The following is a 23,691-nucleotide window of genomic DNA, read 5'->3' on the forward strand; positions in this document are numbered from 1 at the left end:
CGCTCCAATCATCGCACCGGTAGCGACCGGATCACCGATGTCCGACAGCGTGTCGCCTGCGGTACGGCGTACCGCGGCGGAAGGATCGCGCAACGCCTCGGCCAGCAGCTCCATCGCCTCTGGTGAGCGGATATCGCCCAGATAGACGACAGCCAGCCGGCGCAGCTGCATTTTGTCGTCATGCAGCGCTTGCCGAATAAGCGGCAAATGCTCGGGTGTTGGCTCCAGCCGATCCAGCGCGGCATAGCGTGTACGCCAATCCTCGTGCCGCAGAGCCTGCTCCAGCTCGGCATCGCTCCATTCGCGGCGCTCCTCCACGAATTCGCTGTTGTTCGCGCCGTGGGCGATCGCCTGCTGGATAATCTGCTCCAGTCGTTCCTGCGGGAAGGCGGCCTCCAGTTCCTGCTCGACCTCGCGCGCAATATCCGGCAGCTCACCGTAACGAACGCCATAATCACTGAGCTTGCGCTCCTTGATCAACGTAGCACTGGCTACACGTGTAACGGCTTGCACAAAGCGGTCGGACAAGGAAATCCGTTCCTCCTTCTGTCCCGCCTTAACCCGAATTTGCATCGGAAGGCCGCGGAAAAATTGCACAAAGACCTGTGCTTCGCCAAACGCTTCCCCCGAGGTTTCTTCCGGTAAATCCCAATTGGCGTCAGCGCCTTCCTCGCCCAGCTGATCCCGGACTTGACCCAGAATGGTAGACCAATCTGCATTGCCTTTGCGGTCAAGGGCGACAAAATCTGTCGTATGAAACACGCTTTTGACCCCTTCAATGGCCAGCATGCGCCGGATAAATGGAGGGGCGGAACGCTCATTGTCCCGTGTATATGTTCTGCGGATACCTGCTTCCAGTCGTTCATCCAGATGCAGCATCATGGTGTTCGGACTGGGAGTCGGCTCGATAGATGTGATCTTCATAGCTCGGTACAGCCTCCTGTTCAAAAGTTCTCCATATATAGCTTATCTGTATTGTACCTCATTCTATGGATGTCTCCAAAGAGATAGTTTGTAATCTTGAGGAAAATGCAATGACATATATCGCATAAATCATATAAACATGTCTTATGAGCATATGGTGGTTCTTAAATAAAAACAGGATGCTATATTTACTGAATTGGAAAGTTACTATGACGCCACTGCGCAGTCGGATGGTGCTTCCCATCGCCACCGCTTCGCTTGTACAGCACCATTCCGCCTACTCCGTTTTTATGTGAATTTTAGAGTTCGTTATAATATAGCTTTATGCACTCCGCTTCAATGAATCATTCTGCTTCTGACGAATGAGCAGGGAGGCGATAAAGCCCACAGACAGAACAGCTGCCAGCAGCATAAATGTAGCCGCCTGATTTCCGCCGTTACCCATCAAACGAATAGAAAGCATAGGTGCCAGGCTCGTACCTGCGAACAGAATGAAGGTGTAAAGTGAGACCGCTATCGCTCTTGCTGAACCTCCCAACTGGCCGACAATTGCAATGAGTGAAGGAACGCTCAGGGCAATGCCGCTTACAAAATATACACTCAACACGACGATAGCAATAAGAGAATGCGTCATTCCCATCAGCGCCAAGCTGAGAATGGAGAGAGCTAGGGCTGCTCGTAGTATAAGATACACACCCAATTTTTGGGCTAGCTTTCCGGCAAAAGGTGATAGAAGCATGCCGATGATGCCAGCGGATCTTACATAAAGCATCTGCGTGCTGTTCAGACCAAATTCGGGACCGCCCAGATAGCTGCCCAAAACAGTATACATGCTCACAAAGGACATCAGGAGCACAAAAGCGACCGTGTAGCTTAGCCACAAAGGATACGAGCGCACAACAGTACCCAACTGACTGAAGGCCGCTAAAATGCGGACGCCTCGTTGAGGCGAGGGAGCTTTAGGCAGGAAAAAAAGGACGATCAGGAAGGTTATGGCGTACAGTACCCCCAGCATCCAAAAGACCATATTCCATCCCATTTGTTCACTGATGACAATACTAAATACCTGTCCGGCAATACCTGCTACCAGAAAACCGGTGCTGATAAAGCCGATAGCCGTTACCCGCTTTTCGGTCGGAAACATATCTACAGCGTAAGCGAGAGCTACGGGAGAAAAGGTGGCCGCCGCCAAGCCCTGTAGCAGGCGCAGTGCCACTAATACCGGATACTGACTGGTTAAGCCGAGGCATAACGAAATAATCGTTAATGCGAGCAGTCCGGAGACGATGACCTGCTTTCGTCCAAAGCGGTCAGACAGTCCCCCATAAATAAGGCAGCCCATCGCAAAGCCCAAGGAAAAGATACTGCCCGGCAAGGCTGCTTCGGCAAGCGTTTTTCCAAATACATCGGCAAAGAGGGGAACCAAAGGCACCGTTACATATAGGCTGGACATGACTACAACCGCTGACCAGCATAGGATGACTATCATCCATCCATAAGGCAGAACTGCGGTTTCCTTCTGTATAGCGGTATGATTTGTTCGTAATTTACTCATTTATGGAACACTCCTTCATGATAAAATAAGCAACTTGTTAATATAATCAATTTGTAATATTAGATAACCTAATTATATGCTCAAAAAAAATTATCTACCCACCCCCAATCTGCGCTCCATATGATGGTGGAGCTTCTCTATAATCCGCGAAAAAACGACCTGCTCCTCAGGCTCCAAAATGCTCGCCAGAGAAGCACAGGAGGACCAAAATACAGGGAGTACCTGCTGTACAAGAAGGGAGCCTTCGTCTGTAATACGTACATGAATCTTGCGTCGATCCGTGGGAGTATGTTCCCTGATAATCCATCCTCTTTGCTCTGTCCAGTCCAGGATTGATGTCACGGATGCGCGTCGAATTCCGAGACGATCGGCAATCATCGAGGGGCTCATCTGGCCTTGTGATTGATGCAGGGTTAGCAGCAATAGCAAATCCAGTTTGCTCTCTGTCAGGCCGTAAACGGACAAATCCAGATCAATCGCATCAAGCACGTTATCACCCGTCCATAGCAAAAACAGACCGATGCGGGCAAGCTGCCGGTCCGTTTCGGCAAGAGCTGTTTGATCCATTAACTCCAGATAAGGCTCTGGCCCAAGGCGGGGAAGGAGGGGTTGAACGGCGTCCCGCTGATGTTGTTTTGGCGGCATAAGTTCACTCTTTTCATGTAATTAGGTTATCTAACTATTTTTAATATAGCGAATTTGAAGGCATAAGACAATATCTAAACAGAAAAACGGCTGCATTCAGCACCAAAGCAGGGTTAAAAATCGGATGATTGAACCAAACTGAGAGTAGGTTACCAAAATGCGCCAAAAGATAAGTGAAGGAGGCGTTCCTATGTTCCGCAAGCAGGAAAGAACGCTCATTATTGTATGTATTGTGATTGCGGCTATTATGCTGTACGCCGTAATTAAAAGCATAGCTCGCTTGACTCCTTAGCTGGTAATCAAGAGCAACTCACGATGTTTTTCCTATTTTAAAATGTGAAATGAAGGAGTGAGACCCATTTGTCTTCACTGGACCCTGTATTGCTAAGCCGGATGCTGACCGGAATTACCCTGTTTGTTCATATTGTATTTGCATCCATTGGCGTTGGCATACCCTTAATGATTGCACTTGCAGAATGGCGCGGGCTGCGAACCGGTGATTCACATTATACTTTGCTGGCCCGACGGTGGGCGCGGGGGTTTGTCATCACTGTGGCCGTGGGTGTCGTTACAGGCACCGCGATTGGTCTGCAGCTCAGCCTGCTCTGGCCTACCTTTATGCGGGTGGCTGGACAAGCGATTGCGTTGCCTTTGTTTTTGGAGACGTTTGCTTTCTTTATCGAAGCTATATTTCTGGGGATCTACTTGTACACCTGGGATCGGTTTAAAAGCAAATATTTCCACCTGATGCTGCTTATCCCGGTAGCGATTGCCTCATCTGCATCAGCGGTTTTTATTACGACTGTGAACTCGTTCATGAACCAGCCCCAAGGCTTTACACTCAAAAATGGAGTCATGACAGATATTCATCCCATTCAGGCCATGCTGAATCCGGCCACACCCACCAAGGTTTCACATGTGTTGGCTTCCTCGTATACATTGAGCGCCGGGGTGCTGATGGGACTGGCTGCTTACAGTATGCTGCGGGGCCGTAATCACCCGTATTTCAAAAAAGCGCTGAAGCTGACTGCGACTTGTACCATTGTGTTTGCCATCAGCACGGTCATGATCGGAGACGCTTCTGGCAAATTTTTAGCCAAATATCAGCCCGAGAAGCTGGCTGCCGCTGAATGGCATTTTGATACGATGACGCACGCCCCCTTTGTATATGGCGGCTACATGGATGAAAACGGTGATATCAAGTATGCCCTGAAAGTTCCTTATGCACTGAGTGTGTTGGCCGGGAATTTGCCTAGTACGGAGGTCAAGGGATTAAATGATTATCCCGTAGATGAGCGTCCGCCGCTATCTATCCACTATATGTTTGACCTCAAAATCACCACCGGGGTGCTGATTTTGGTCATTCCTTTGCTATATTTGATCCGGGGGCGTTTGCCAGGTCGCAAACCATACCCCAGATGGCTGCTGCTGGCGCTTATTTTGGTCGGACCGCTGGCTATGATCGCCATTGAACTGGGTTGGATGTTCGCGGAGGTCGGCAGGCAACCGTGGATTTTACGCGGATACATGAAGGTATCCGAGGCAGCAACCACCTCTACCAGTGTCGGCTGGATGCTGGTGATGTTTGTTATTTTGTATCTGGTGTTGTGCTTCTCGGCCATTAAGGTACTGAGCAAGCTATTCCGAAATAAGGATGCGGTAGAAGAGATGAAGCAGTTGGGCATGGAAGGGGCTGAAAGCAAGTGAGCTATGAAATTGTCGGTATCGCCATTTTGTGGACCTTCCTGTTCGGTTATTTGATTGTGGCTTCTATTGATTTTGGTGCAGGCTTTTTCAGCTTTTACAGTGTACTGACAGGTCACCAGAACAAAATCCACAATATCATTCAACGCTATCTATCCCCGGTGTGGGAGGTAACGAATGTATTTCTCATCTTTTTCGTGGTGGGATTGAACGGTTTTTTCCCGGATGCGGCTTATTACTATGGGACGGCGTTACTCGTTCCCGGCAGTATTGCGATTGTGCTTCTCGCGATTCGGGGAGTGTATTATGCGTACAATACGTATGGGCATTCCGGGACCAATAATATCGTCTACATGGCGTTGTACGGTGCAACAGGGCTGCTGATTCCGGCGGCGCTGTCCACGGTTCTCGCCATTTCGGAAGGCGGCATTATTGTGGAAAACAGCACAGGTGTTCATCTGCAATGGGACCAGCTATTTAGCAACCCCTATACGTGGGCAGTTATTATTCTGGCGCTGGTGAGTGTGCTGTATATATCGGCGATGTTTTTGTCCTTTTATGCCAAAAGGGCGGGAGACAAGGTCGCTTTCGAAATTGTACGGGGATATGCGTTGTTCTGGAGTGCTCCTACAATTTTGGCAAGTTTGTTCGCTTTTTTTCAGATCAACAAGCAAAATCCAGAACATTTTGCCAATATGCTAGGTATGGCCTGGATGTTCGTCGCATCTTCTGTATGCTTTGTAGGAGCTGTTTATCTGGTATGGCAACGACGCTATTTGGGCACCTCATTTATCCTGGTGATGCTGCAATTTGCATTTGCCTGGTATGGCTATGGTCGCTCGCATCTTCCGTATGTTTTGTACCCCTACATTAATGTGCATGGCAGCTTTACGAACCCTGCGATGGCGTATGCATTGATTACGGCGTTTAGTGCGGGACTGCTGGTATTGATCCCTTCGCTGATTCTGATATTGAGATTGTTCCTGTTCGATGCAAAATATGTGCGGGGAGAAATGGGGAAGAAAGGGTGAGTTCAATGGTTGCTTTCGAGCATTTTACGATTATGTACGAGTCGCCTATCATTATTATCGTGGCGATTTTGTTTCTGTTTATATATTCGGCACGCTTTAAAAATCCACAGGACTAACAGCAGCAGCGGAAACGGGCCTTCCTGATTTATGAGGAGGGTCCCTTCATGTGTCCTGATGTGCCTTGATGTGCCTTGATGTGCCTTGATGTATACTGTGGAATTTCCTTTACATATTTCCATTAGATTGGAGTTTGAATTATACTTTACATATACCAGCATGTTGTATTATTTGCTTTTCATACTCACGTGTACAATATATAGATGAATGGAAACCCTTTGGATTACTTGGGAGAACGGGTTTGTCAGGGAGGGAATTACATCATGCCCAAAGTTCGTTTTAACAATATGGATCATGTAAATACCGATAAAACCATCAAGCAATTCAGACAATGGCGGCAGGAACGACGCAGCAAAACCAAGGATTATACGTTTGTTGTTCCGAACCATCCCCCGGAGCTGGAGTTTTTGCACAGTAATCGGGACATGACCACAGCAACCTGGGTAGGCCATTCCACCTTTTTCATCCAATACCTTGGGCTGAATATCATCACCGATCCGGTATGGGCCGAGCGTATGGCCTTGGACAAAAGGCTGGCTCCGCCCGGCATTCGCATTCAGGATGTGCCGCCGCTGGACATCATTTTGCTGTCCCATTCGCATTATGATCACTTACATATACAATCACTGCGCAAATTATATCGTGCAGACACGCTTATGCTCGTACCTGCGGGACTAAAGTCGAAAATGGTTCGCAAAGGCTTTCGCAATTGCCATGAGCTGCAATGGTGGGAGTATTTTACGGTAGGCGGGGTACGGATTACATTTGTTCCGGCGCAGCACTGGACACGGCGTACGCCGTTCGATACCAACACTTCACATTGGGGTGGATTCGTACTGCAAAGTGAGCAGCAGGTGATCGGCTCTGCCACGTCCGTTGCGGACTCAGATTCTCATACAGATTCAGATTCAGCGAACGCGCCGACGTTGTATTTTGTGGGAGACACCGGGTATTTTCGTGGTTTTAAGGAGATTGGCGAGCGTTTTGCCATTGACCTGACCTTTATGCCGATTGGCGCGTATGAACCGGAATGGTTCATGACCTCGCAGCACGTGACACCGGAGGAGGCATTGCAGGGCTTTGTCGATTGCGGCGCGGATCAGATGATCCCGATGCATTATGGAGCCTTTAAGCTGGCGGATGATACGCCGAGAGAGGCGCTGGATCGTCTCGAAGCCGAGCGCGAGCGTTTGGGCATCGCGAAGGAACGTATCCATGTATTGGGGCACGGAGAGACGCTGAAAATTGGGCGCCGCGGCTCTACTACAAACTGAGGAGTATAACAAATATTCATCGAAAAAAGCGACTCTGCGGACAAATGATGTTGTCTGCGGAGCCGCTTTTTTTGTTTTTAGGCTATAATTCAGGATTAAACGGCTTCGGTGTCACTCGCCAAAGAGGAGTCACTGTTGGCGATGGGATGACGAACGATTTTAACCTCATAAAAGGTGATTTTATTTTCAATAATATAGTCCGGAATTTGGCGGTGGCTATGGGATTCGCGGAACGCTTCGCTTTTCGTCCAGCCTTGGAAGCTCTCTTTTTCCTTCCAGCGTGTGCTGATCGTTACTTCCTCATAATCCTCCGTGTTTTCAGTCAGCAGCACCTCCAGACCGAGGAAGCCTTCCATTTTCTCTACTTTTCCTTCTTTGTTGAAGCGTTCGATGAGCAGGTGGGCGTTGCCCGGTGTGATTTTAGACGTATTTGTAACGATAACCATAGTTAAATTCCTCCTAAATGATGTGGTATGGTCGGTATAATGACCGGATAGCCATCCTCGAATTTGATCGTGGCGTTCATTTCATAAATGTCGCGAAGAAAATCAGATGTCAAAATCTGACGGGGTTCGCCGGCAACGGCAATTCGTCCCCTTTTAAGCGCAATCATATGATGACAATAGGCCGCAGCTTGCTGCAAATCATGCAGTACCATAACAATCGTCAAGCCGGACTCGTGATTGATTCGCCGCAGCATATCCATAACCTCAAATTGATGGGCGATATCCAGAAAAGTGGTTGGTTCATCGAGCAAAAGAATACTTGTTTGTTGGGCCAAAGCCATTGCAATTCGCGCTTTTTGTTGTTCACCTCCCGATAGAGTATGGAACATCCGGTCCGCATAGGGCTTGATGCCTGTGATTTCCATGACATGGTCCACGATTTGTTGGTCCTGTCCGGTATGTCGTGTTCTCAAGCCTTTGGCATGAGGAGCTCTTCCGTAAGCAACCAGCTCACGAACCGTTAATAACGGCAGCATATCCTTCATTTGCGGCAGCATCGTAATCGTCTGGGCAAAATCGCGCCGTTTGTAGTCCTCTACTTGCTTACCTAGTACGGAAACCTGCCCCTGATCCTGCTTGAGCAGCCGGGTCATAATGCGCAGAAGCGTAGATTTGCCTGAGCCGTTGGGTCCGACAATTGCGGTGAGCTTCCCGGCGGGCAAGGTGATGTTTACATCGTCTAGCTTGAAATATCCGCGCTGCAAGGAGAGATGCTCACCCTGAATGGCTGTCATCCGAAATTCCCCCGTTTCTTGAGCAGGATTAAGAAGAACGGCGCCCCGATGACAGCCAGCAAAATACCTACAGGCAGCTCAATCGGATCAAACCAGGAGCGTGCCACCGTATCCGATACACCAATAACGCCTGGGTCGGCCAGTGGATTTTTCATGACTCCTTGAAGAAGTGCTCCGGAAGCTGCGAGGCAAGCTCCTACAAGCAAACCTACGAGCACTCTGGGCAGCCGGAGATCCATCAGGATCGTGCGATAGATAGAGTCATGGTTATGTAACAAAACCTGATTGATTTCTTGGAGCGGAATCGACACCGAACCGTAGGCCAGGCCGTACACAGAGACAGCCAACAGTAGGACCGGAAGGGTAATCCAGGCGATGGTGCGCCTTCTGGCACGCTGTAGTTTGTTCATCGTCTATTTCGCCGGATACAGCTTGTCGTGCATCAAATCCAGCGCCTTTGTCACTCGGGCGCCCGGATTCGTTCCGAACAAATCTGATGGCAACACCTCGACCTGATTGCTTTTGACCGCCTGAATTCCGTTCCAGGCTGCATTTTCCTGCATTTCCTTTAAAAATGCGGCTTTCACTTCTTCCGTATTACCATGGGTCATGATGAAGATGTAATCAGGGTCGGCCTGTATGATACGCTCTGTGTTTAGCTGTGCATATTGCGGGAAATTTTGCAGGCCCGGAAAATCAGCGGCAATATTGGAGCCGCCTACAACCTAAAAGGAAGCTGATGACATGTCAAAAAAAGGTTGGAGCATTATCATTGTGACCGTCCTGCTTATCGGCGTCATTTTGTATTCGGCGATGACGGGCAGTCTCAAGGTCAACTTGGGTCAATTGGTTACAGGTTTGTGGACAGGGACAGATGAGCAGGTCAATGTGGTTAAGGATTTGAGATTACCGAGAATTATTGTCGCTGTGATGGCTGGAGCAGCTCTTGCAGTGGCGGGCGTCTTGCTGCAAGCTGTCATGAAAAATCCGCTGGCAGACGCCGGGGTTATCGGTATTTCTTCGGGAGCGGCATTGATCTCGCTGATTGCGGTGACGATCTTTCCGGCGCTTTATTTCTGGATGCCGTTCTTTTCTTTTGTCGGCGGTGCGCTGGCCTGCCTGATGGTCTACGGATTTTCCTGGAAGTCAGGTCTGCACCCGATTCGTCTGATCTTGATCGGGGTGGCTGTGAATGCCATTTTTTCCGGTTTGGGGCAGTCGTTTAACTATCGGGGAAGTTATGCGGTCACCAGCATTAATCAGGTCACGACCTCGACCCTGTCCATGAAAAAATGGGTTGATGTTGAGGTGATCGTGACCTACGGCGGAATGGGGTTGATTTTGGCCATGCTTGTGTTTTCCTGGTGTAATTTCTTGTCCCTTCAAGATAAAACGGCTAAAAACCTCGGATTCAATGTGACGCGCGCACGACTTTTGATTTCCGTCGTTGCCGTGCTGCTGGCAGCAACGGCTACAGCCATCGCAGGAGTTATCGCCTTTATCGGCCTGCTCGTTCCCCATTGTGTCCGTTATTTGGTAGGTTCGGATCACAAGTGGCTGATTCCATTCTCCGCCTTGGGTGGCGGCTTGCTGCTTCTGCTCGCAGATACGCTTGGGCGGACGGTGCTTGCTCCCAACGAAATTCCGGCTTCTATTATTATGGCCGTCATTGGCGGACCGTTCCTGATATTCCTGATCAGAAAGGCGGATCGCACCTATGGACATTAAGGATATTACCTTTTCATACGACCGCAAAACGGATCGTCTACACGCCATTAATGCTGTGATTGAACCGGGACAGATTACCACTATTATTGGTCCCAATGGTTGGGGCAAATCGACACTGCTTAGTGTAATGTCCAACAATGCGGTTCCCCGGTTGGGACAAGTGGTTTTGGACGGCAAGGAGCTTGCCCGCTATAAGCCCAAGGAATTGGCCCGTCAATTAGCGGTGGTTCACCAGCAAAATGAGGCGCCATCGGACTTGACGGTAGAGAAGCTTGTCAGCTTCGGAAGACTGCCTCATAAGCATATGTTCACAGGCAACCGGGACGAGGACGAGGAAGCAGTTGAATGGGCGATGGCCTGTACCAACCTGGAGGAACGCAGAACACGTACGCTGGATCAGCTTTCAGGGGGAGAACGACAGCGCGTATGGATTGCGATGGCCTTGGCACAGCGAACGCCGATTTTATTTTTGGACGAGCCAACGACTTATCTGGATATGTATTACCAGCTTGAGATTTTGGAGCTTATCCGGCAGCTAAATCAGGAGCACGGCCTGACCATCGTGATGGTGCTGCATGATATTAATCAGGCTATTCGGTATAGCGACGTGATGATCGCTATGAAGGAAGGACGGATCATAGCAAACGGCCCGCCCGCAAAGGTTGCAACATCCGAGCTGATTCAAGCCGTCTATGGTGTGGAGGTCGTTGTAAGACAGGACGACGAGGCGGGAATGTATCTTATTCCGATGGGTGTCGGTGTTTCCTGACAGTTCTGGCTTCTGGAGGTATTGAGTTTAAAAAACAAGAAAATGGTTCTGGTCCGCGTATTTGTCAGGGGTGACAATTGTCGAGACAGAAGCATTTTTTATTTTATTGTAAGATATGACCTGATGTTCTGGTGGTATTCTACTTATACTACGGTTCGATTCCGATCTTTTGTGTGTTATACTATTGCCGTCGGTAATTTTGTGTTTAGCACTTAACTAATGATAAGGATGGTATGCTTATATGATCAGTACAAGCGGCGTAACGCTTCGTTATGGTAAACGCCCACTTTTTGAAGACGTAAATATCAAATTTACTCCCGGGAACTGCTACGGCCTGATTGGGGCGAATGGCGCGGGCAAATCCACTTTTTTGAAAATTCTTTCCGGTGAAATCGAAGCCAATTCAGGCGAGGTCCACATGACACCGGGCGAACGGATGGCAGTGCTCAAGCAGAACCATTATGAATACGATGAATTCCCTGTTCTGGAAACCGTTATTATGGGCCACACGCGTCTGTATGAGATCATGAAGGAAAAGGATGCGCTGTACGCTAAAGCTGAGTTTTCCGAAGCAGACGGTTTGCGCGCTGGTGAGCTGGAAGGCGAATTTGCAGAGCTGAACGGCTGGGATGCCGAGCCGGATGCGGCCGCATTGCTGATCGGCCTTGGTATTCCGCGTGACCTGCATGATAAAAAGATGGCTGAGATGAGCGGCAACGATAAGGTCCGCGTTCTCTTGGCACAAGCGTTGTTTGGTCGTCCGAACAATTTGCTGCTCGATGAGCCTACCAACCATTTGGATCTCGAATCCATTCAATGGCTCGAAAACTTTCTGATGGACTATGAAGGCACCGTTATTGTCGTATCCCATGACCGTCACTTCCTGAACAAGGTATGTACGCATATTGCGGATATTGATTTCGGTAAAATTCAGATGTATGTCGGTAACTACGACTTCTGGTATGAGTCCAGCCAGCTCGCGCTTACACTGGCTCGTGATGCCAACAAGAAGAAGGAAGAGAAGATTAAGGAACTGCAGGCTTTTATCCAGCGTTTCTCCGCGAATGCTTCCAAGTCCAAACAGGCAACCTCGCGTAAAAAGCAATTGGATAAAATTACGCTGGACGACATCCGTCCGTCGAACCGTAAATATCCGTTCATTAACTTCAAGCCTGAGCGTGAAGCGGGCAAGCAGCTGCTGACCGTAGATAGCCTCAGTAAAACCGTTGAAGGCGAGCAAGTGCTGAACGAGTTTAGTCTGGTTGTGAACAAAGGGGATAAAATTGCGTTCGTTGGCCCGAATGGCCTGCCTAAAACGACGCTTTTCCAAATCTTGATGAATGAGCTGGAAGCGGACAACGGCGAATTTTCCTGGGGGATTACGACCAGCCAGGCGTATTTCCCGAAAGATAACTCCACCTATTTTGAAGGTGTGGATATGAATCTTGTGGAATGGCTGCGTCAATATTCAAAGGATCAGGACGAAACGTTCCTGCGTGGCTTCTTGGGACGTATGCTTTTCTCAGGAGAAGAAGCACTTAAGAAAGCAAGCGTGCTGTCCGGGGGAGAAAAGGTTCGCTGTATGCTGGCGAAAATGATGTTGAATGGCGCCAATGTGCTGCTGCTGGAGGAACCAACCAATCACTTGGATCTGGAATCCATCACAGCGCTGAACAATGGTCTGATCGACTTTGACGGTACCATTTTGTTCACTTCCCATGACCATCAGTTTATTCAAACCATCGCGAACCGCATCGTCGAAATTACACCAAACGGTGTAATCGACCGTACGATGAGCTATGATGAATACTTGGAAAGCGAAGAAATTGCGAAATTGCGTGAGCGTATGTATCCGGTAGAAATCGGCTAATACCTTTACAGCTAACCCAGCTAATTTCAGCAAATAGATAAACGAAAGAGGAGCTCCCTGAGCCATGGATATGGCTGGGGAGGCTCCTCTTTTCGTTTGTGCCGTTGTCCATAACACTCGGTTCTGGTAACGAGGCAGGATTAGCCTCGTTAGGCCTCCATTACCGTACTAGCCTATGGAGCTAGGCGGCTGGGTGGCTTATGATCCACCTGTGCGACGGCGTTGGTTGTTCGGCTTCTTCGTATTTTGGCTTTTCAATGTTTTGGTGGAACCGCCTTGAAAGCCGCCCTGCTGTGAAGCGCCGGACTGCTGTTTTTTTTGTGCCAGTTTTTCCTTAATGGCATCTGCAAGATTAATTTTACGTGGTTCATTGGCATCGCTCATGAATAAATTCCTCCTGTTGCCGCCAGATTCATGTCAATCATGCTGATTGAAGAACAACGCGGCTGTGTCCTCATTTTATACGTTTTTAAAAGAAGGGACAAGGGCAACAATAATAACACGAGCATAGGGCGGACTGGGAGTGGAGAGTCTGTTTTTTGCACGAAGGAAAAAATGTTTTGCAACCCCTACAGGAATGGGGCTCGGCAATACTTTTTCGTTGTTCCTACAGCGATGCGGAGAGGAAAGACTGTTTCTGTAGACCCACACAAAGATCGTCTGCTATGCTGAAACTAACAGTTGCTTTTGAAGGAGTGTCCTCCGTTGTGGTAAATGTGTATGATGAAATACGAAAAGGTGAACGAGGGGCGTGGGTGAGCATAAGCGCTTACCTTTTGCTGTCCGGATTCAAGCTGATTAGTGGATATATTTTTGCTTCCAGCGCGTTACTGGCCGATGGCTTTAACAATGTCACCGATATTGTGGTGTCTGTGGCCGTGCTGATTGGCCTGAGAATATCCCAGAAACCGCCGGATTCTGATCATGCCTACGGACATTTTCGCGCAGAAACGATCGCAGCGCTGCTGGCGTCCTTTATTATGGCAGTCGTCGGTCTTCAGGTGCTTATTGATGGAATCGGAAGCATTTTTAAGGGTGGAAAGCAAACACCGGAAATCATCTCCGCAGGTGTAGCAGTGATTTGTGCAGTTATTATGTTGGGAGTATACCTTTACAATAGCAGACTGGCCCGGCAGATTAACAATAAGGCTTTGCAGGCGGCGGCTAAGGATAATCTGTCAGATGCGCTTGTCAGTGTTGGAGCAGCGATAGGCATTATCGGCGCACAGTTCGGATTGCCATGGCTCGATACTGTTGCGGCGATCGCGGTAGGATTTATTATATGTAAGACGGCATGGGATATCTTTAAAGATTCTACACACAGTTTGACAGATGGATTTGACGAGCAGGAGCTGTCTGACCTACGGAGTACGATTGCCCATATCCCTGGAGTAGAGGGGATTCGAGACGTTAAGGCACGGGTACACGGTAATCATGCGCTGGTGGATGTGGTCATTGAGGTGAATCCGAAACTCAGCTTGATTGAAGGACATCGAATCAGTGACCGAATTGAGGAACGCTTGCAAGAGGTTCATAACACGATGCATGTCCACGTTCATGTGGAACCCAAATTATAGTTTAATTATTAAATAGTTAACGTTAAAAGAGACTTTAGGCCTAGATATAAAAGGTGGATGCGTTCTCTTTTGTGACTTTTGGATTATATCTCTCTTCCTGCTGCTTTTACTATAATGAAGGCATGTCCGGCTATATTGGTCGGAATTGGATATGCTCTCAAATTCGTAAAAACAGCCAGGAGGTGCAACATTGAGAAGACGCATGATGGGAACGCTCATGACGTCAGCCGCGCTATTGGCAGCAATTCACTTATCGCCGGGTCAGGTTGACGCAGCGGCATCGACAGCATCCACAGGTCAGAAGGCGGTTATTCAAGCGGCTGTAAAGCTCAGATCCAATCCTTCAACGACGGGGGATGTCGTCAGCTTTATGAAGCAGGGAGAGGCCGTAACGGTATTGGAGAAAACAAACAGCTATTGGTATAAGGTCAAGACCTCTGGTGGAGTTACCGGATACACGAGCAGCTCCGGCAAGTACATAAAAGTTGGCGCTACCAGCGTTGCTGCTACTGTCGCCCCGTCTGCCAGCCGTAAACCGGAAATCACAGAACCCGTTAAAAACAATGTTTCAACTAAAGAGGCTCCAGCCTCAGTGAATAGTTCTGCCGGTCAAACGAAAGCTACGATTCAAACGTCCGTTCGTTTGCGGGCGGAGGCATCCACTTCTTCCGAGATTTTGGGCTATTTGAATACAGGGGATGTCGTTACAATTACCGATCCAAGTAACTCTTATTGGTTCAAGGTTACCACGGCTGATGGTACTACAGGCTATGTCAGCTCATCTCCACAATATATTCGTATTGGTGAGGGTGTTGTTGTGGAGCAGCCTGTGGCTTCTGCAGAGGCATCTGCTTCAGATCCTGCTGCTCTGCCTGCGGTAGCGTCTCCTGCGTCGACGGTTAGCTTGCCTTACGGCGATGCAGCGGCTGCGATCGAACAGGTTATTAACACAGGTATGACTTACCTCGGGACACCCTATCAATATGGTTCTGATCGTAACAGTACGGCTACTTTTGATTGCTCTGCATTTACCCGCCAAATTTTCCGTCAGGCTGTAGGTATCCAGCTTCCGGCAGATTCTCGTTCACAGGGTGAGTGGATCAAACAAAACAGTCAGCCGAATACCGACATGACTACACTCAAACGTGGCGATTTGCTCTTCTTTACCAACTATAATGCTTCTTCCGGGGCATACACGTCCCTGGATAATTCCTCCCAAACGATCACACACGTTGCTGTATATTTGGGAGACAACAAGCTTCTTCATACGTTTTCTGTAGCGGGTGGCGGTGTGAAAGTCACGGATTTCAGCAAAGCTTGGCAGGACCGTTTCCTGTTCGGGGGCAGCGTAATCCAATAAACGTCGCAAATACTAAAAACTCGCATCAAAAAAGGATGTTCCCAGCCCTGTAATCAGGTTGGAAACATCCTTTTTTAATATGGGGCGAATATTACATCAGCCGCGTCTATGCCAACAATACGAAGTCTGTTTTCTTCGGACCATTTCAACCTGTTCCGCATCCTCCTTTTTTGTATATAATGTGGCATACTCGTGCCTGTTAGGGCTCAATTGCGGGTGATGCAAAATCATTCGTATTTTCGTGGCTGTGTCATCGTTATACAGTGTTTTAAACCATGATCTATTCCATGAAGCATAGCACCTGGGTGCGAAGAAGAACCAAGTTTCAACGTTGTTTCGCGTCTGAATGTAAAGGGTAACTATGCAGTAATCATACACATCATCGTGAAGGATGAAAGAGAGGTTACGCCATGTTAACACAGATCAGTATTTTTATTATCGCTATCGCATTTGCAGTTCTCGTAATTTTCCTTATTAAAACACTTAAAGCAGCACAAGGCTCTTTGGATAAGGTGACTCTAACCTTGCAGGATGTACAAAAGACAGTCGACGAACTGAGCTACGAAGTAAAACAAACGGTTCGACATGCGAATGACATCACCGCAGATGTTGATCATAAATTAAAGCAAATAGAGCCTGTGATGGAATCTGTTAAAAACCTGGGCGAGGTGCTGAGCGAAGTGACATTGGCTGCCAAGCAGGCTTCGACCGCGTTAATGACCCGGTTCCAAAAGCCACATAACACAGCGGACAGACCTTTAACCGCAACAGAGCGGACGGTCCAAAGCTACAATGCGACCTATGAGGAGCCTGCGGCGAAGTCGGCTAAAAACTGGTTAAGCTATGTGGATATCGCTGCCAGCCTGTGGCAGAAAATGCGCCAGTAGCACAGACTTGAACCGTAAACTACAGGAAATTCATTGAAAGGGTGAGATTTATGATGAAGACTTTATTACTGATTGCTGGTTTGCTCACTCCCTTTTCCGGACAGGATACGGTTCACCAAACCGTTTCCCCGCAAGCAGCGGGGCATATGGTGAGGGCTGTGCAGACGATCCCCGCCCAACATGCCGTACCGGCTGATTTTCAAACGTTAAATGGCATATCTCTGGAGGATACACGCGCAGATGTATTGAAAAAACTGGGCAAGCCGCTTCGGATAAAGAAGGATATGCTGCAGCTTTCTACAGAATATCAATATCCTGACGTCATAGTAGGCATGCGTGGGGATGTCGTTTCCTATGTGCATGTAGACCCTGCTGCTGGTCGAATTAAGGTAAATGATGAGTGGCTGCCGCTGAAACGGCAAACGCTGGATCAGGCGCTCGGTGGCTCACAATTTACAGCAGAGGACGGAGAGGTATATGTACGCGGACAACGGGCGATTAAGGTATTTACGGATGAAATGTCGGATAAGCCCAAATATGTTGAGTTTTTTGATGAGACCGAGTGGTAAATCCATTTTTTAAGCTCTTGACATAACATGGAAGTTTCAAATGCATGTGTAGCGTGTAATAGTCAGAGAAGTCAATCCTTAAAGGAGCGTGAGAAACATGAATCAGACCCATCATAAATCTTATGCCAAAGTGGTAGAGAACGGTGTACAAGCCGTTGAAGCAGTGAATGAGTTGCGCAACACGGGCTATCGTTATGAGGATGTGTTCGTGCTCGCTCATGATCAGGATCGGACGGATCGTATTGCCGATACGGTGGATGCCAAGGAAATCGGGATTAAGGAAGAGGGCGTTTTCGACTCATTAGCCAATTTGTTCCGTTCACGGGGCGACGAGCTTCGTGCCAAGATTACTTCCCTGGGATTTACAGACACGGAAGCTGATTTTTATGAAAAAGAACTGGATCAGGGCATTAACCTCAGTACGAGTGCTTAACGGGTCCTCCAAAAACATAGATAAGGAATGGGGTTTCAGCCTCATTCCTTATCTATGTTTTTGGAATGCCTTCTTTACGGGCACGTCTCTTTAAGGGAACGCTATTTCTAATCAACGAGGATGTTGCCGCTTAAGCAGGTATAGTATAATACATGGGTTACAGATAAGGAGAGGCCAATGAGAATTCTAATTGTTGACGATAATCCGACCAATGTCATTATTATTCGCGAAATACTAAAAAAGGAAAATTACAGAGATGTTATTTCAGCTAGCTCAGCCGCAGAAATGTTGGAGCATCTGGGGATTGGCGATCGTACCATTAGTCTCCGACCCCGTCCTTCGGATATTGATTTGGTGCTGCTTGATATGATGATGCCCGAAATGGACGGCATTGAGGCTTGCAGCATTGTACAGGAATATGAGCATTTAAAAGATATTCCGATCATCATGGTGACCGCTGTAGGCGATTCCAAAAAACTGGCTGAAGCACTGGATGTAGGGGCCGTCGATTACGTCACGAAACCGATTAACAAGGTGGAGCTCATGGCGAGAATCCGATCTGCCTTGCGTCTTAAGCAGGAAAAGGACTGGCATAAGGATCGGGATCAGCGGATTCAGGATGAGCTGAAGCTGGCTGCGATGGTACAGCAGGCGGTACTGAGTCCCGCTATTCAAGACCCGGCGCTGGAAGTGAACGCGCTATATCAGCCTTCCTTTGAATTAGCGGGAGATTTATATTCATGGTATCCGCTAGGGGAAGGAAGGTATGCCATCATCTTGCTGGATATGATGGGGCACGGCATTTCTTCCTCGCTGTTCTGCATGTTCATTGCGTCAGTGCTTAAGGATACTGTGACCACATATGTAGAGCCTGAGAAGGTCATACAGGAGTTGAATCGCCGTTTTAACCAACTGGATCTCGGCAAACAGCTGGTACAGTATTATTTTACAGCGATCTATTTGGTGATTGATACTCGTTCCCGGCGGATTGACTATGTGAACGCAGGGCATCCTCCCGGCTTGCTGTTCGGTCAGGACGGCAGCATCATCAAGTTCGACCGGGCCTGTAGTCCGGTAGGCTTGTTTGATAAAATTGATGCCGAAATGCACACGATCCATTATGAAGGAGCGGGGCATATCGCTTTGTATACGGATGGCTTGCTGGAGGCCGTAGAGGGCGAATATGAGGAGCAATTGGAGTATTTGACTGCGTGTCTTCGCAAGTATGAGGAATGGAATGAAGAAGCGATGCTGGATGCTTTTTTTCGTAAAGAGGCAGCTCAGGATCGCGATGATGACAAGTGCCTGATCTGGATTTCATTGAAAGAGGGAGAGAGCTTGCATGAAAATCAGAAATAAGCTGCTGATCGGCTTTGGATCGCTAATGGCGATCCTCCTTGTGCTGACATTGATTAGCTATGATCGGATGGGGAGCCTGAATGAGCAGTTGAATCAGGTCTATCAGGATCGATATATGAAGGTCCGCAAAACAACGGCTATTCGCGGTCAGGTGAATGATATGGCCAAGGTTATGGCCAACTTGATCCTGAATCCGGGCTCCTCCGTCAGTGAGGCCAAACGCGAGCTTGATAATATTTCCGCTACAGGAACGAAAGTGCTGGCTAGTTTGCAAACGGGTTCCGGGACGAGTGAAGAGCAACAGCAGGTTGACCGGGTTGCTGTTGCATGGAAGGAATTTCTAAGTTACGAAGAGAGACTTGTTTCCTTATTGGGACAAGATCGTATTGATGAGGCGAATGCTTTCCGCAATAGTACGGGATTGCCTGCTCAAGAGGAAGCGATGGACAGCATTAATGCCCTGGCTGTTTTTCAGGATCGGGAAATAGACAACGACATGAAGCAAGCCAATCAGGCTTATGAGGAATCTGTGCAGATGACCACGATTCTGATGGCTGTCGGTCTTATGATGGGGTTACTGGTTATCTTATGGGTGCTTCCTAGCATAGCCAAAGGTTTGAATACTGTTAATCTGATGATCAATGGCTTTGGCAAAGGAAAATACAGGGCAATCAGCCGGATGAGTGTCGCATCCAAGGACGAAATTGGCGAGGTTGCTCGCGTATTTCAACAAATGGCTGGAGACCTGGAGGAGAAGCGGAAATTTGAACGTTCCGTTCTTCAGACGCAGAAGGATCAAAACTGGCTTAATGCCAATACTGCACGGGTGACTGAACTGTTCCGAGGGGTGAATTCACTGGAGCAGGTCGCTCAGATGTTTATCAGCGAATTTACGCCCATTTTGGGAGGCAGCTATGGAGCGCTTTATTTGCAAGGTAAGGATGTAGAAGAGAACCGATTTAAGCTGTATGGCTCCTATGCCAAACCGGACGACAAAGATTTGCTTAAGGATACCATCCATGTGGGCGAAGGTTTGCTTGGACAGTGTGTTCTGGATCGTAAGCCGATCCTGATTACTGAGGCGCCTGACGGCTACTTGTCCATTGGCTCCGCCTTGGGAGAAAGTAAGCCGGTGGGAATTATGATTTTCCCTATTTTGTTCGAAGATGAATGCATTGGTGCCGTAGAAATTGCGTCATTGGATCGCTTCAGTGAGCTGGAAACGAAGCTGCTTGCTCAATTGGTAGAAAGCCTGGGAATCATTTTGAACAACATCAAGGGACGGATGCGGGTTGAGCAATTGCTGCGTGAATCGCAGGCGCTGACTGAGGAATTGCAATGCCAGTCCGAAGAACTGCAAACCCAGCAAGAGGAACTCAAGCGCTCCAACGAAAGCCTGGAGGAGCAGACAGAAGAGCTTAAACGTTCCGAAGAACTGCTACAGCGTCAACAGGAGGAATTGGAGCATTTTAATACCGAGCTAATTGCCAAAACGAGAGCGCTGGAAGAACAGGTTCGGGAAGTGGAAGAAAAGAACGACGAGATCGAACGCGCGCGAGCTCAGTTGGAGCAGCAGGCAATGCAGTTGGGGATCACAAGCAAGTACAAATCCGAGTTTTTGGCCAACATGTCTCATGAACTGCGGACTCCGCTAAATAGCTTGCTTATTCTTTCTCAGCTTCTGTCTGAAAACAAGGAAGGCAATCTTAAGCCCAAACAAGTGGAATATGCACAAACCATTTATATGTCAGGCGCGGATTTGTTGAAAATGATTGATGAAATTCTGGATTTATCCAAGGTGGACGCTGGAAAAATGGATATTAATCATGAAACAGTCCATTTGAAGGAACTGAAGTTATTTGTGGAGCAGAATTTTGCGCCAGTTGCAGCCAAACGAGCGCTTCAGCTGCATACCGAGATCGAAGAAAATCTGCCGGAGGCCATTATAAGTGACGGTTATCGTCTCAAACAAATTTTACGTAATTTGCTGTCCAATGCGCTCAAATTTACTACAGAAGGCTCTATTCTTTTCAGTGTGTCTCGGGCAAGCGGAGAGCAGCTTCCTGGCCTGCTGAATCCACAAAAGTCTTATCTAGCTCTATCCGTACGTGACACGGGCATCGGGATTGCTTCAGATAAAATGGAGCTGATCTTCGAAGCCTTTCAGCAGGTAGATGGAACCACCAGCCGCAAATACGGCGGAACGGGGCTTGGTCTGTCGATCAGTCGCGAGCTTTCCAGATTGCTGGGCGGTGCCATTACCGTGGAATCTGAGCAGGGGCAGGGCAGTTGCTTTACACTGTATTTGCCGGAACAAACGCCTACGGCTGCGGATATGGAACATTCGAGAGAGAGCCTTAATGGAGTGCATATGAACCCGGATATCGAGGATGTCGCAGCAGCGGCCGAAGAGGATCTCCCTATGATTATGCCTGCTAAACGCTTGCCGTTGTATCAGATGCCTTCGAAGAGCAAACCGGAGGACATTATACATCCAGGGGACGACCGAAATGAGATTACCTCGAGGGATAAGGTGTTGCTCATTATTGAGGATGACGTTCATTTTGCTAATATTCTGTACGATATGGCCCGGAGCCGAGACTTTAAGGCACTTATTGCTCTCCAGGGAGACGATGGGCTGAGCATGGCCCAATCCTATTTACCGGATGCCATTATTTTAGATATTCAGCTGCCTGTGATGGATGGCTGGTCGATTTTGGGCGAGTTGAAAGGAAATTCGTCAACACGCCATATTCCGGTGCATGTCATCTCAGTCATAGATGATGTGAAGCAAGGATTGATGATGGGCGCGATTGCCTACCTCAAAAAGCCATCCTCGAAGGAAAGTTTGGATAAGGCATTTTCACATATTAAATCGTATACAGACCAAACGGTAAAACGCCTCCTCGTAGTCGAGGATGACGATAATCAGCGTAAATCCATCATTGAACTGATTGACCATGATGATGTCGCCATTACGGCAGTATCGACTGGTCACGAAGCGTTGAATGAGTTGGAAACCCAGCGATATGACTGCATGGTGCTGGATCTGATGCTGAGCGACATGACAGGCTTTGAGCTGTTGGATCGTATTCGGGAGAATGAGCAGCTAACCGATCTGCCGATTATTATTTACACAGGCAAGGATCTGGACAGCAAAGAAGAAACGCAACTTCGCAAATATGCAGAGTCTATTATTATTAAGGATGTCAAATCCCCGGAACGGCTTTTGGATGAAACTACACTGTTCCTGCATCGGGTCGAGGCGAATCTTCCTGAGGATAAACGCAAAATTTTGCAGAAGCTATACAACAAGGAAGAACTGTTTGAAGGTAAAAAGATACTGCTGGTCGATGATGATATCCGCAATGTATTCGCTCTGTCGAGCGTGCTGGAAAGCTATCGTATGGAAGTTACCTTTGCGGAAAATGGTAGAGAAGCGCTGGAGCTGCTGGAGCAAACACCTGATTTTGATCTGGTGCTAATGGATATGATGATGCCGGAAATGGATGGATATGAGGCCATGCGGCGTATCCGGCTGATGCCACAATTTGAAAAGCTGCCTATTATCGCGCTGACGGCCAAGGCCATGAAGGATGATCGTTCCAAGTGTATTGAGGCGGGCGCTTCCGATTATGTGAAAAAGCCGATTCAAACCGAACAGCTTTTGTCATTAATGCGGGTATGGCTGTATTCGTAGCCCAAAAAATCGGGTAATATACATCAACACATAATTGAGCGGTACAGGCAGAATCTATTCAGGAATTGGAGAGAGATTATGACATCGAAGGATATGGCGGATAATGCTGCTAGGGAATCAAAATCGAACGACACGGAGCGGGAAATGATCGAGATTGAGCTGTTGCTGGAAGGAATACATCGACTGTACGGCTATGATTTTCGCAATTATGCTCTGCCTTCGATCAAGCGGCGTATTTATTATCATGCACAGTCCGAAAATGTAAGCACGGTATCAGGGCTTCAGGAGAAGGTGCTGCATGACCGCAGCGCCTTCGACAGGCTGGTACAGAGCCTTTCGATTCCAGTGACCGAGATGTTCCGCGACCCGGAGCTATTTTTGAAATTCAGGCAGAAAATCATACCGATTCTGCGGACGTATCCGTACATTCGAATATGGCATGCAGGGTGCTCTACAGGTGAGGAAGTATACTCTATGGCGATTCTGCTGCATGAGGAGGGCTTATATGATAAGGCCCGTATTTATGCGACGGATATGAATAATCTGTCCTTACAACAGGCGAAGGAAGGCGTATACGGGATTGATCGAATGAAGCTGTATACCAAAAATTATTTGGAGTCAGGGGGCACGCAATCGTTCTCTGAATACTATACAGCCAAGTATGATTCAGTGATGTTTCACCCCTTTTTACGTAAAAACATTATTTTTGCGGAGCACAACCTGGCGACAGACCGGTCCTTTAATGAATTCAATGTTATTTTTTGCCGGAATGTCATGATCTATTTTAACGACGAACTTCGCAACCACGTACATGGGTTGTTTTACGATAGCTTGAGTCATTTTGGCGTGTTGGTGCTTGGGGCCAAGGAATCCATACATTTTACCGATTATAGCGATTCCTACGAGCCGCTGGACCGGTTAGAAAAAATATACCGGAAGATTAAATAGA

General features: G+C 48.1%; 22 protein-coding genes and 2 pseudogenes. 15 read left to right on the forward strand and 9 right to left on the reverse strand.

Going from position 1 to position 23,691, the window contains the following annotated elements:
• From L693_RS0109435 to L693_RS0109445, 3 genes are all read right to left on the reverse strand, one after another.
• Positions 1 to 924, reverse strand: a 924-nt coding sequence (locus L693_RS0109435) for a virulence factor (protein WP_025717051.1), incomplete at its 3' end; no start/stop codon positions are given.
• 322 nt (positions 925 to 1,246) lie between these two features.
• Positions 1,247 to 2,479, reverse strand: a complete 1,233-nt coding sequence (locus L693_RS0109440; protein WP_025717052.1) for an MFS transporter — start codon at positions 2,477 to 2,479, stop codon at positions 1,247 to 1,249.
• A gap of 90 nt (positions 2,480 to 2,569) precedes the next feature.
• A complete protein-coding gene (locus L693_RS0109445) occupies positions 2,570 to 3,124 on the reverse strand; it encodes a MarR family winged helix-turn-helix transcriptional regulator (RefSeq protein WP_025717053.1) in 555 nt (184 codons plus the stop codon).
• Between the two features lie 360 nt (positions 3,125 to 3,484).
• Here L693_RS0109445 and L693_RS0109455 point away from each other — a divergent pair, with 360 nt between their 5' ends.
• From L693_RS0109455 to L693_RS0109470, 4 genes are all read left to right on the forward strand, one after another.
• Positions 3,485 to 4,831, forward strand: coding sequence for a cytochrome ubiquinol oxidase subunit I (locus L693_RS0109455; RefSeq protein ID WP_025717054.1), 1,347 nt, complete (start codon positions 3,485 to 3,487; stop codon positions 4,829 to 4,831).
• Positions 4,828 to 5,859, forward strand: coding sequence for a cytochrome d ubiquinol oxidase subunit II (locus L693_RS0109460; RefSeq protein ID WP_025717055.1), 1,032 nt, complete (start codon positions 4,828 to 4,830; stop codon positions 5,857 to 5,859). Before L693_RS0109455 ends, L693_RS0109460 begins: the two co-directional genes overlap by 4 nt.
• A gap of 5 nt (positions 5,860 to 5,864) precedes the next feature.
• On the forward strand, positions 5,865 to 5,975 hold the full coding sequence (gene cydS, locus L693_RS32390) for a cytochrome bd oxidase small subunit CydS (protein WP_425280865.1): 111 nt from the start codon (positions 5,865 to 5,867) through the stop codon (positions 5,973 to 5,975).
• 264 nt (positions 5,976 to 6,239) lie between these two features.
• A complete protein-coding gene (locus L693_RS0109470; RefSeq protein ID WP_025717056.1) occupies positions 6,240 to 7,250 on the forward strand; it encodes an MBL fold metallo-hydrolase in 1,011 nt (336 codons plus the stop codon).
• A gap of 95 nt (positions 7,251 to 7,345) precedes the next feature.
• Here the strand turns inward: L693_RS0109470 and isdG are convergent, their stop codons facing one another.
• The 5 genes and pseudogenes from isdG to L693_RS29095 all read right to left on the reverse strand — a co-directional run.
• Positions 7,346 to 7,696: a heme oxygenase gene (isdG, locus tag L693_RS0109475; RefSeq protein WP_025717057.1), complete on the reverse strand. Its 351-nt coding sequence runs from the start codon at positions 7,694 to 7,696 to the stop codon at positions 7,346 to 7,348.
• A gap of 2 nt (positions 7,697 to 7,698) precedes the next feature.
• Complete coding sequence (locus tag L693_RS0109480; protein WP_025717058.1) at positions 7,699 to 8,490, reverse strand: ABC transporter ATP-binding protein; 792 nt, start codon at positions 8,488 to 8,490, stop codon at positions 7,699 to 7,701.
• Positions 8,487 to 8,597, reverse strand: a complete 111-nt coding sequence (locus L693_RS32395) for an iron chelate uptake ABC transporter family permease subunit (protein ID WP_442950172.1) — start codon at positions 8,595 to 8,597, stop codon at positions 8,487 to 8,489. The genes L693_RS0109480 and L693_RS32395 overlap by 4 nt, the downstream gene beginning before the upstream one ends.
• A 6-nt stretch (positions 8,598 to 8,603) precedes the next feature.
• A pseudogene (locus L693_RS0109485) lies at positions 8,604 to 8,900 on the reverse strand (iron chelate uptake ABC transporter family permease subunit); the annotation flags it as partial.
• Positions 8,901 to 8,903: 3 nt separating this feature from the next.
• A pseudogene (locus tag L693_RS29095) lies at positions 8,904 to 9,209 on the reverse strand (ABC transporter substrate-binding protein); the annotation flags it as partial.
• 25 nt (positions 9,210 to 9,234) lie between these two features.
• Between L693_RS29095 and L693_RS0109495 the strand changes: the two are divergent.
• From L693_RS0109495 to L693_RS0109505, 3 genes are all read left to right on the forward strand, one after another.
• Positions 9,235 to 10,218 carry a FecCD family ABC transporter permease gene (locus tag L693_RS0109495; RefSeq protein WP_025717061.1) on the forward strand — a complete coding sequence of 328 codons (984 nt, stop codon included), beginning with the start codon at positions 9,235 to 9,237 and terminating at the stop codon, positions 10,216 to 10,218.
• A complete protein-coding gene (locus L693_RS0109500) occupies positions 10,208 to 10,987 on the forward strand; it encodes an ABC transporter ATP-binding protein (protein WP_025717062.1) in 780 nt (259 codons plus the stop codon). The genes L693_RS0109495 and L693_RS0109500 overlap by 11 nt, the downstream gene beginning before the upstream one ends.
• Positions 10,988 to 11,228: 241 nt before the next feature.
• Complete coding sequence (locus L693_RS0109505; RefSeq protein ID WP_025717063.1) at positions 11,229 to 12,857, forward strand: ABC-F family ATP-binding cassette domain-containing protein; 1,629 nt, start codon at positions 11,229 to 11,231, stop codon at positions 12,855 to 12,857.
• A 198-nt stretch (positions 12,858 to 13,055) separates the two neighbouring features.
• Here the strand turns inward: L693_RS0109505 and L693_RS0109510 are convergent, their stop codons facing one another.
• Positions 13,056 to 13,241: a hypothetical protein gene (locus L693_RS0109510; protein WP_010344684.1), complete on the reverse strand. Its 186-nt coding sequence runs from the start codon at positions 13,239 to 13,241 to the stop codon at positions 13,056 to 13,058.
• Positions 13,242 to 13,564: 323 nt separating this feature from the next.
• Between L693_RS0109510 and L693_RS0109515 the strand changes: the two genes are divergently transcribed.
• The 8 genes from L693_RS0109515 to L693_RS0109550 all read left to right on the forward strand — a co-directional run bounded on the left by L693_RS0109515 (position 13,565) and on the right by L693_RS0109550 (position 23,690).
• Positions 13,565 to 14,434: a cation diffusion facilitator family transporter gene (locus L693_RS0109515; protein ID WP_025717064.1), complete on the forward strand. Its 870-nt coding sequence runs from the start codon at positions 13,565 to 13,567 to the stop codon at positions 14,432 to 14,434.
• A 190-nt stretch (positions 14,435 to 14,624) separates the two neighbouring features.
• The gene (locus tag L693_RS0109520; RefSeq protein ID WP_025717065.1) at positions 14,625 to 15,794 is read left to right on the forward strand and encodes a C40 family peptidase; all 1,170 of its coding nucleotides are present in this window, start codon (positions 14,625 to 14,627) and stop codon (positions 15,792 to 15,794) included.
• 410 nt (positions 15,795 to 16,204) lie between these two features.
• The gene (locus L693_RS0109525) at positions 16,205 to 16,681 is read left to right on the forward strand and encodes a DUF948 domain-containing protein (RefSeq protein ID WP_025717066.1); all 477 of its coding nucleotides are present in this window, start codon (positions 16,205 to 16,207) and stop codon (positions 16,679 to 16,681) included.
• 50 nt (positions 16,682 to 16,731) lie between these two features.
• Positions 16,732 to 17,250 carry a hypothetical protein gene (locus tag L693_RS0109530; RefSeq protein WP_025717067.1) on the forward strand — a complete coding sequence of 173 codons (519 nt, stop codon included), beginning with the start codon at positions 16,732 to 16,734 and terminating at the stop codon, positions 17,248 to 17,250.
• 97 nt (positions 17,251 to 17,347) lie between these two features.
• The gene (locus tag L693_RS0109535; RefSeq protein ID WP_025717068.1) at positions 17,348 to 17,683 is read left to right on the forward strand and encodes a general stress protein; all 336 of its coding nucleotides are present in this window, start codon (positions 17,348 to 17,350) and stop codon (positions 17,681 to 17,683) included.
• A gap of 177 nt (positions 17,684 to 17,860) precedes the next feature.
• Complete coding sequence (locus L693_RS0109540; protein WP_025717069.1) at positions 17,861 to 19,042, forward strand: PP2C family protein-serine/threonine phosphatase; 1,182 nt, start codon at positions 17,861 to 17,863, stop codon at positions 19,040 to 19,042.
• Positions 19,026 to 22,742, forward strand: coding sequence for a response regulator (locus L693_RS0109545; RefSeq protein ID WP_025717070.1), 3,717 nt, complete (start codon positions 19,026 to 19,028; stop codon positions 22,740 to 22,742). The genes L693_RS0109540 and L693_RS0109545 overlap by 17 nt, the downstream gene beginning before the upstream one ends.
• Before the next feature lie 78 nt (positions 22,743 to 22,820).
• Positions 22,821 to 23,690, forward strand: coding sequence for a CheR family methyltransferase (locus L693_RS0109550; RefSeq protein WP_025717071.1), 870 nt, complete (start codon positions 22,821 to 22,823; stop codon positions 23,688 to 23,690).
• Position 23,691: the final 1 nt, after the last annotated feature.

The sequence above is a fragment of the Paenibacillus sp. 1-18 genome (assembly GCF_000520755.1).
GTDB classification, from domain to species: domain Bacteria; phylum Bacillota; class Bacilli; order Paenibacillales; family Paenibacillaceae; genus Paenibacillus; species Paenibacillus brasilensis.

Bases quoted from the DNA above. Each gene is read 5' to 3' on its own strand.
- L693_RS0109440 (WP_025717052.1), bottom strand. From the start codon at position 2,479: ATGAGTAAATTACGAACAAATCATACCGCTATACAGAAGGAAACCGCA.
- L693_RS0109445 (WP_025717053.1), bottom strand. From the start codon at position 3,124: ATGCCGCCAAAACAACATCAGCGGGACGCCGTTCAACCCCTCCTTCCC.
- cydS (WP_425280865.1), top strand. From the start codon at position 5,865: ATGGTTGCTTTCGAGCATTTTACGATTATGTACGAGTCGCCTATCATT.
- L693_RS0109470 (WP_025717056.1), top strand. From the start codon at position 6,240: ATGCCCAAAGTTCGTTTTAACAATATGGATCATGTAAATACCGATAAA.
- isdG (WP_025717057.1), bottom strand. From the start codon at position 7,696: ATGGTTATCGTTACAAATACGTCTAAAATCACACCGGGCAACGCCCAC.
- L693_RS0109480 (WP_025717058.1), bottom strand. From the start codon at position 8,490: ATGACAGCCATTCAGGGTGAGCATCTCTCCTTGCAGCGCGGATATTTC.
- L693_RS0109495 (WP_025717061.1), top strand. From the start codon at position 9,235: ATGTCAAAAAAAGGTTGGAGCATTATCATTGTGACCGTCCTGCTTATC.
- L693_RS0109500 (WP_025717062.1), top strand. From the start codon at position 10,208: ATGGACATTAAGGATATTACCTTTTCATACGACCGCAAAACGGATCGT.
- L693_RS0109505 (WP_025717063.1), top strand. From the start codon at position 11,229: ATGATCAGTACAAGCGGCGTAACGCTTCGTTATGGTAAACGCCCACTT.
- L693_RS0109510 (WP_010344684.1), bottom strand. From the start codon at position 13,241: ATGAGCGATGCCAATGAACCACGTAAAATTAATCTTGCAGATGCCATT.
- L693_RS0109525 (WP_025717066.1), top strand. From the start codon at position 16,205: ATGTTAACACAGATCAGTATTTTTATTATCGCTATCGCATTTGCAGTT.
- L693_RS0109530 (WP_025717067.1), top strand. From the start codon at position 16,732: ATGATGAAGACTTTATTACTGATTGCTGGTTTGCTCACTCCCTTTTCC.
- L693_RS0109535 (WP_025717068.1), top strand. From the start codon at position 17,348: ATGAATCAGACCCATCATAAATCTTATGCCAAAGTGGTAGAGAACGGT.
- L693_RS0109540 (WP_025717069.1), top strand. From the start codon at position 17,861: ATGAGAATTCTAATTGTTGACGATAATCCGACCAATGTCATTATTATT.
- L693_RS0109545 (WP_025717070.1), top strand. From the start codon at position 19,026: ATGAAAATCAGAAATAAGCTGCTGATCGGCTTTGGATCGCTAATGGCG.
- L693_RS0109550 (WP_025717071.1), top strand. From the start codon at position 22,821: ATGACATCGAAGGATATGGCGGATAATGCTGCTAGGGAATCAAAATCG.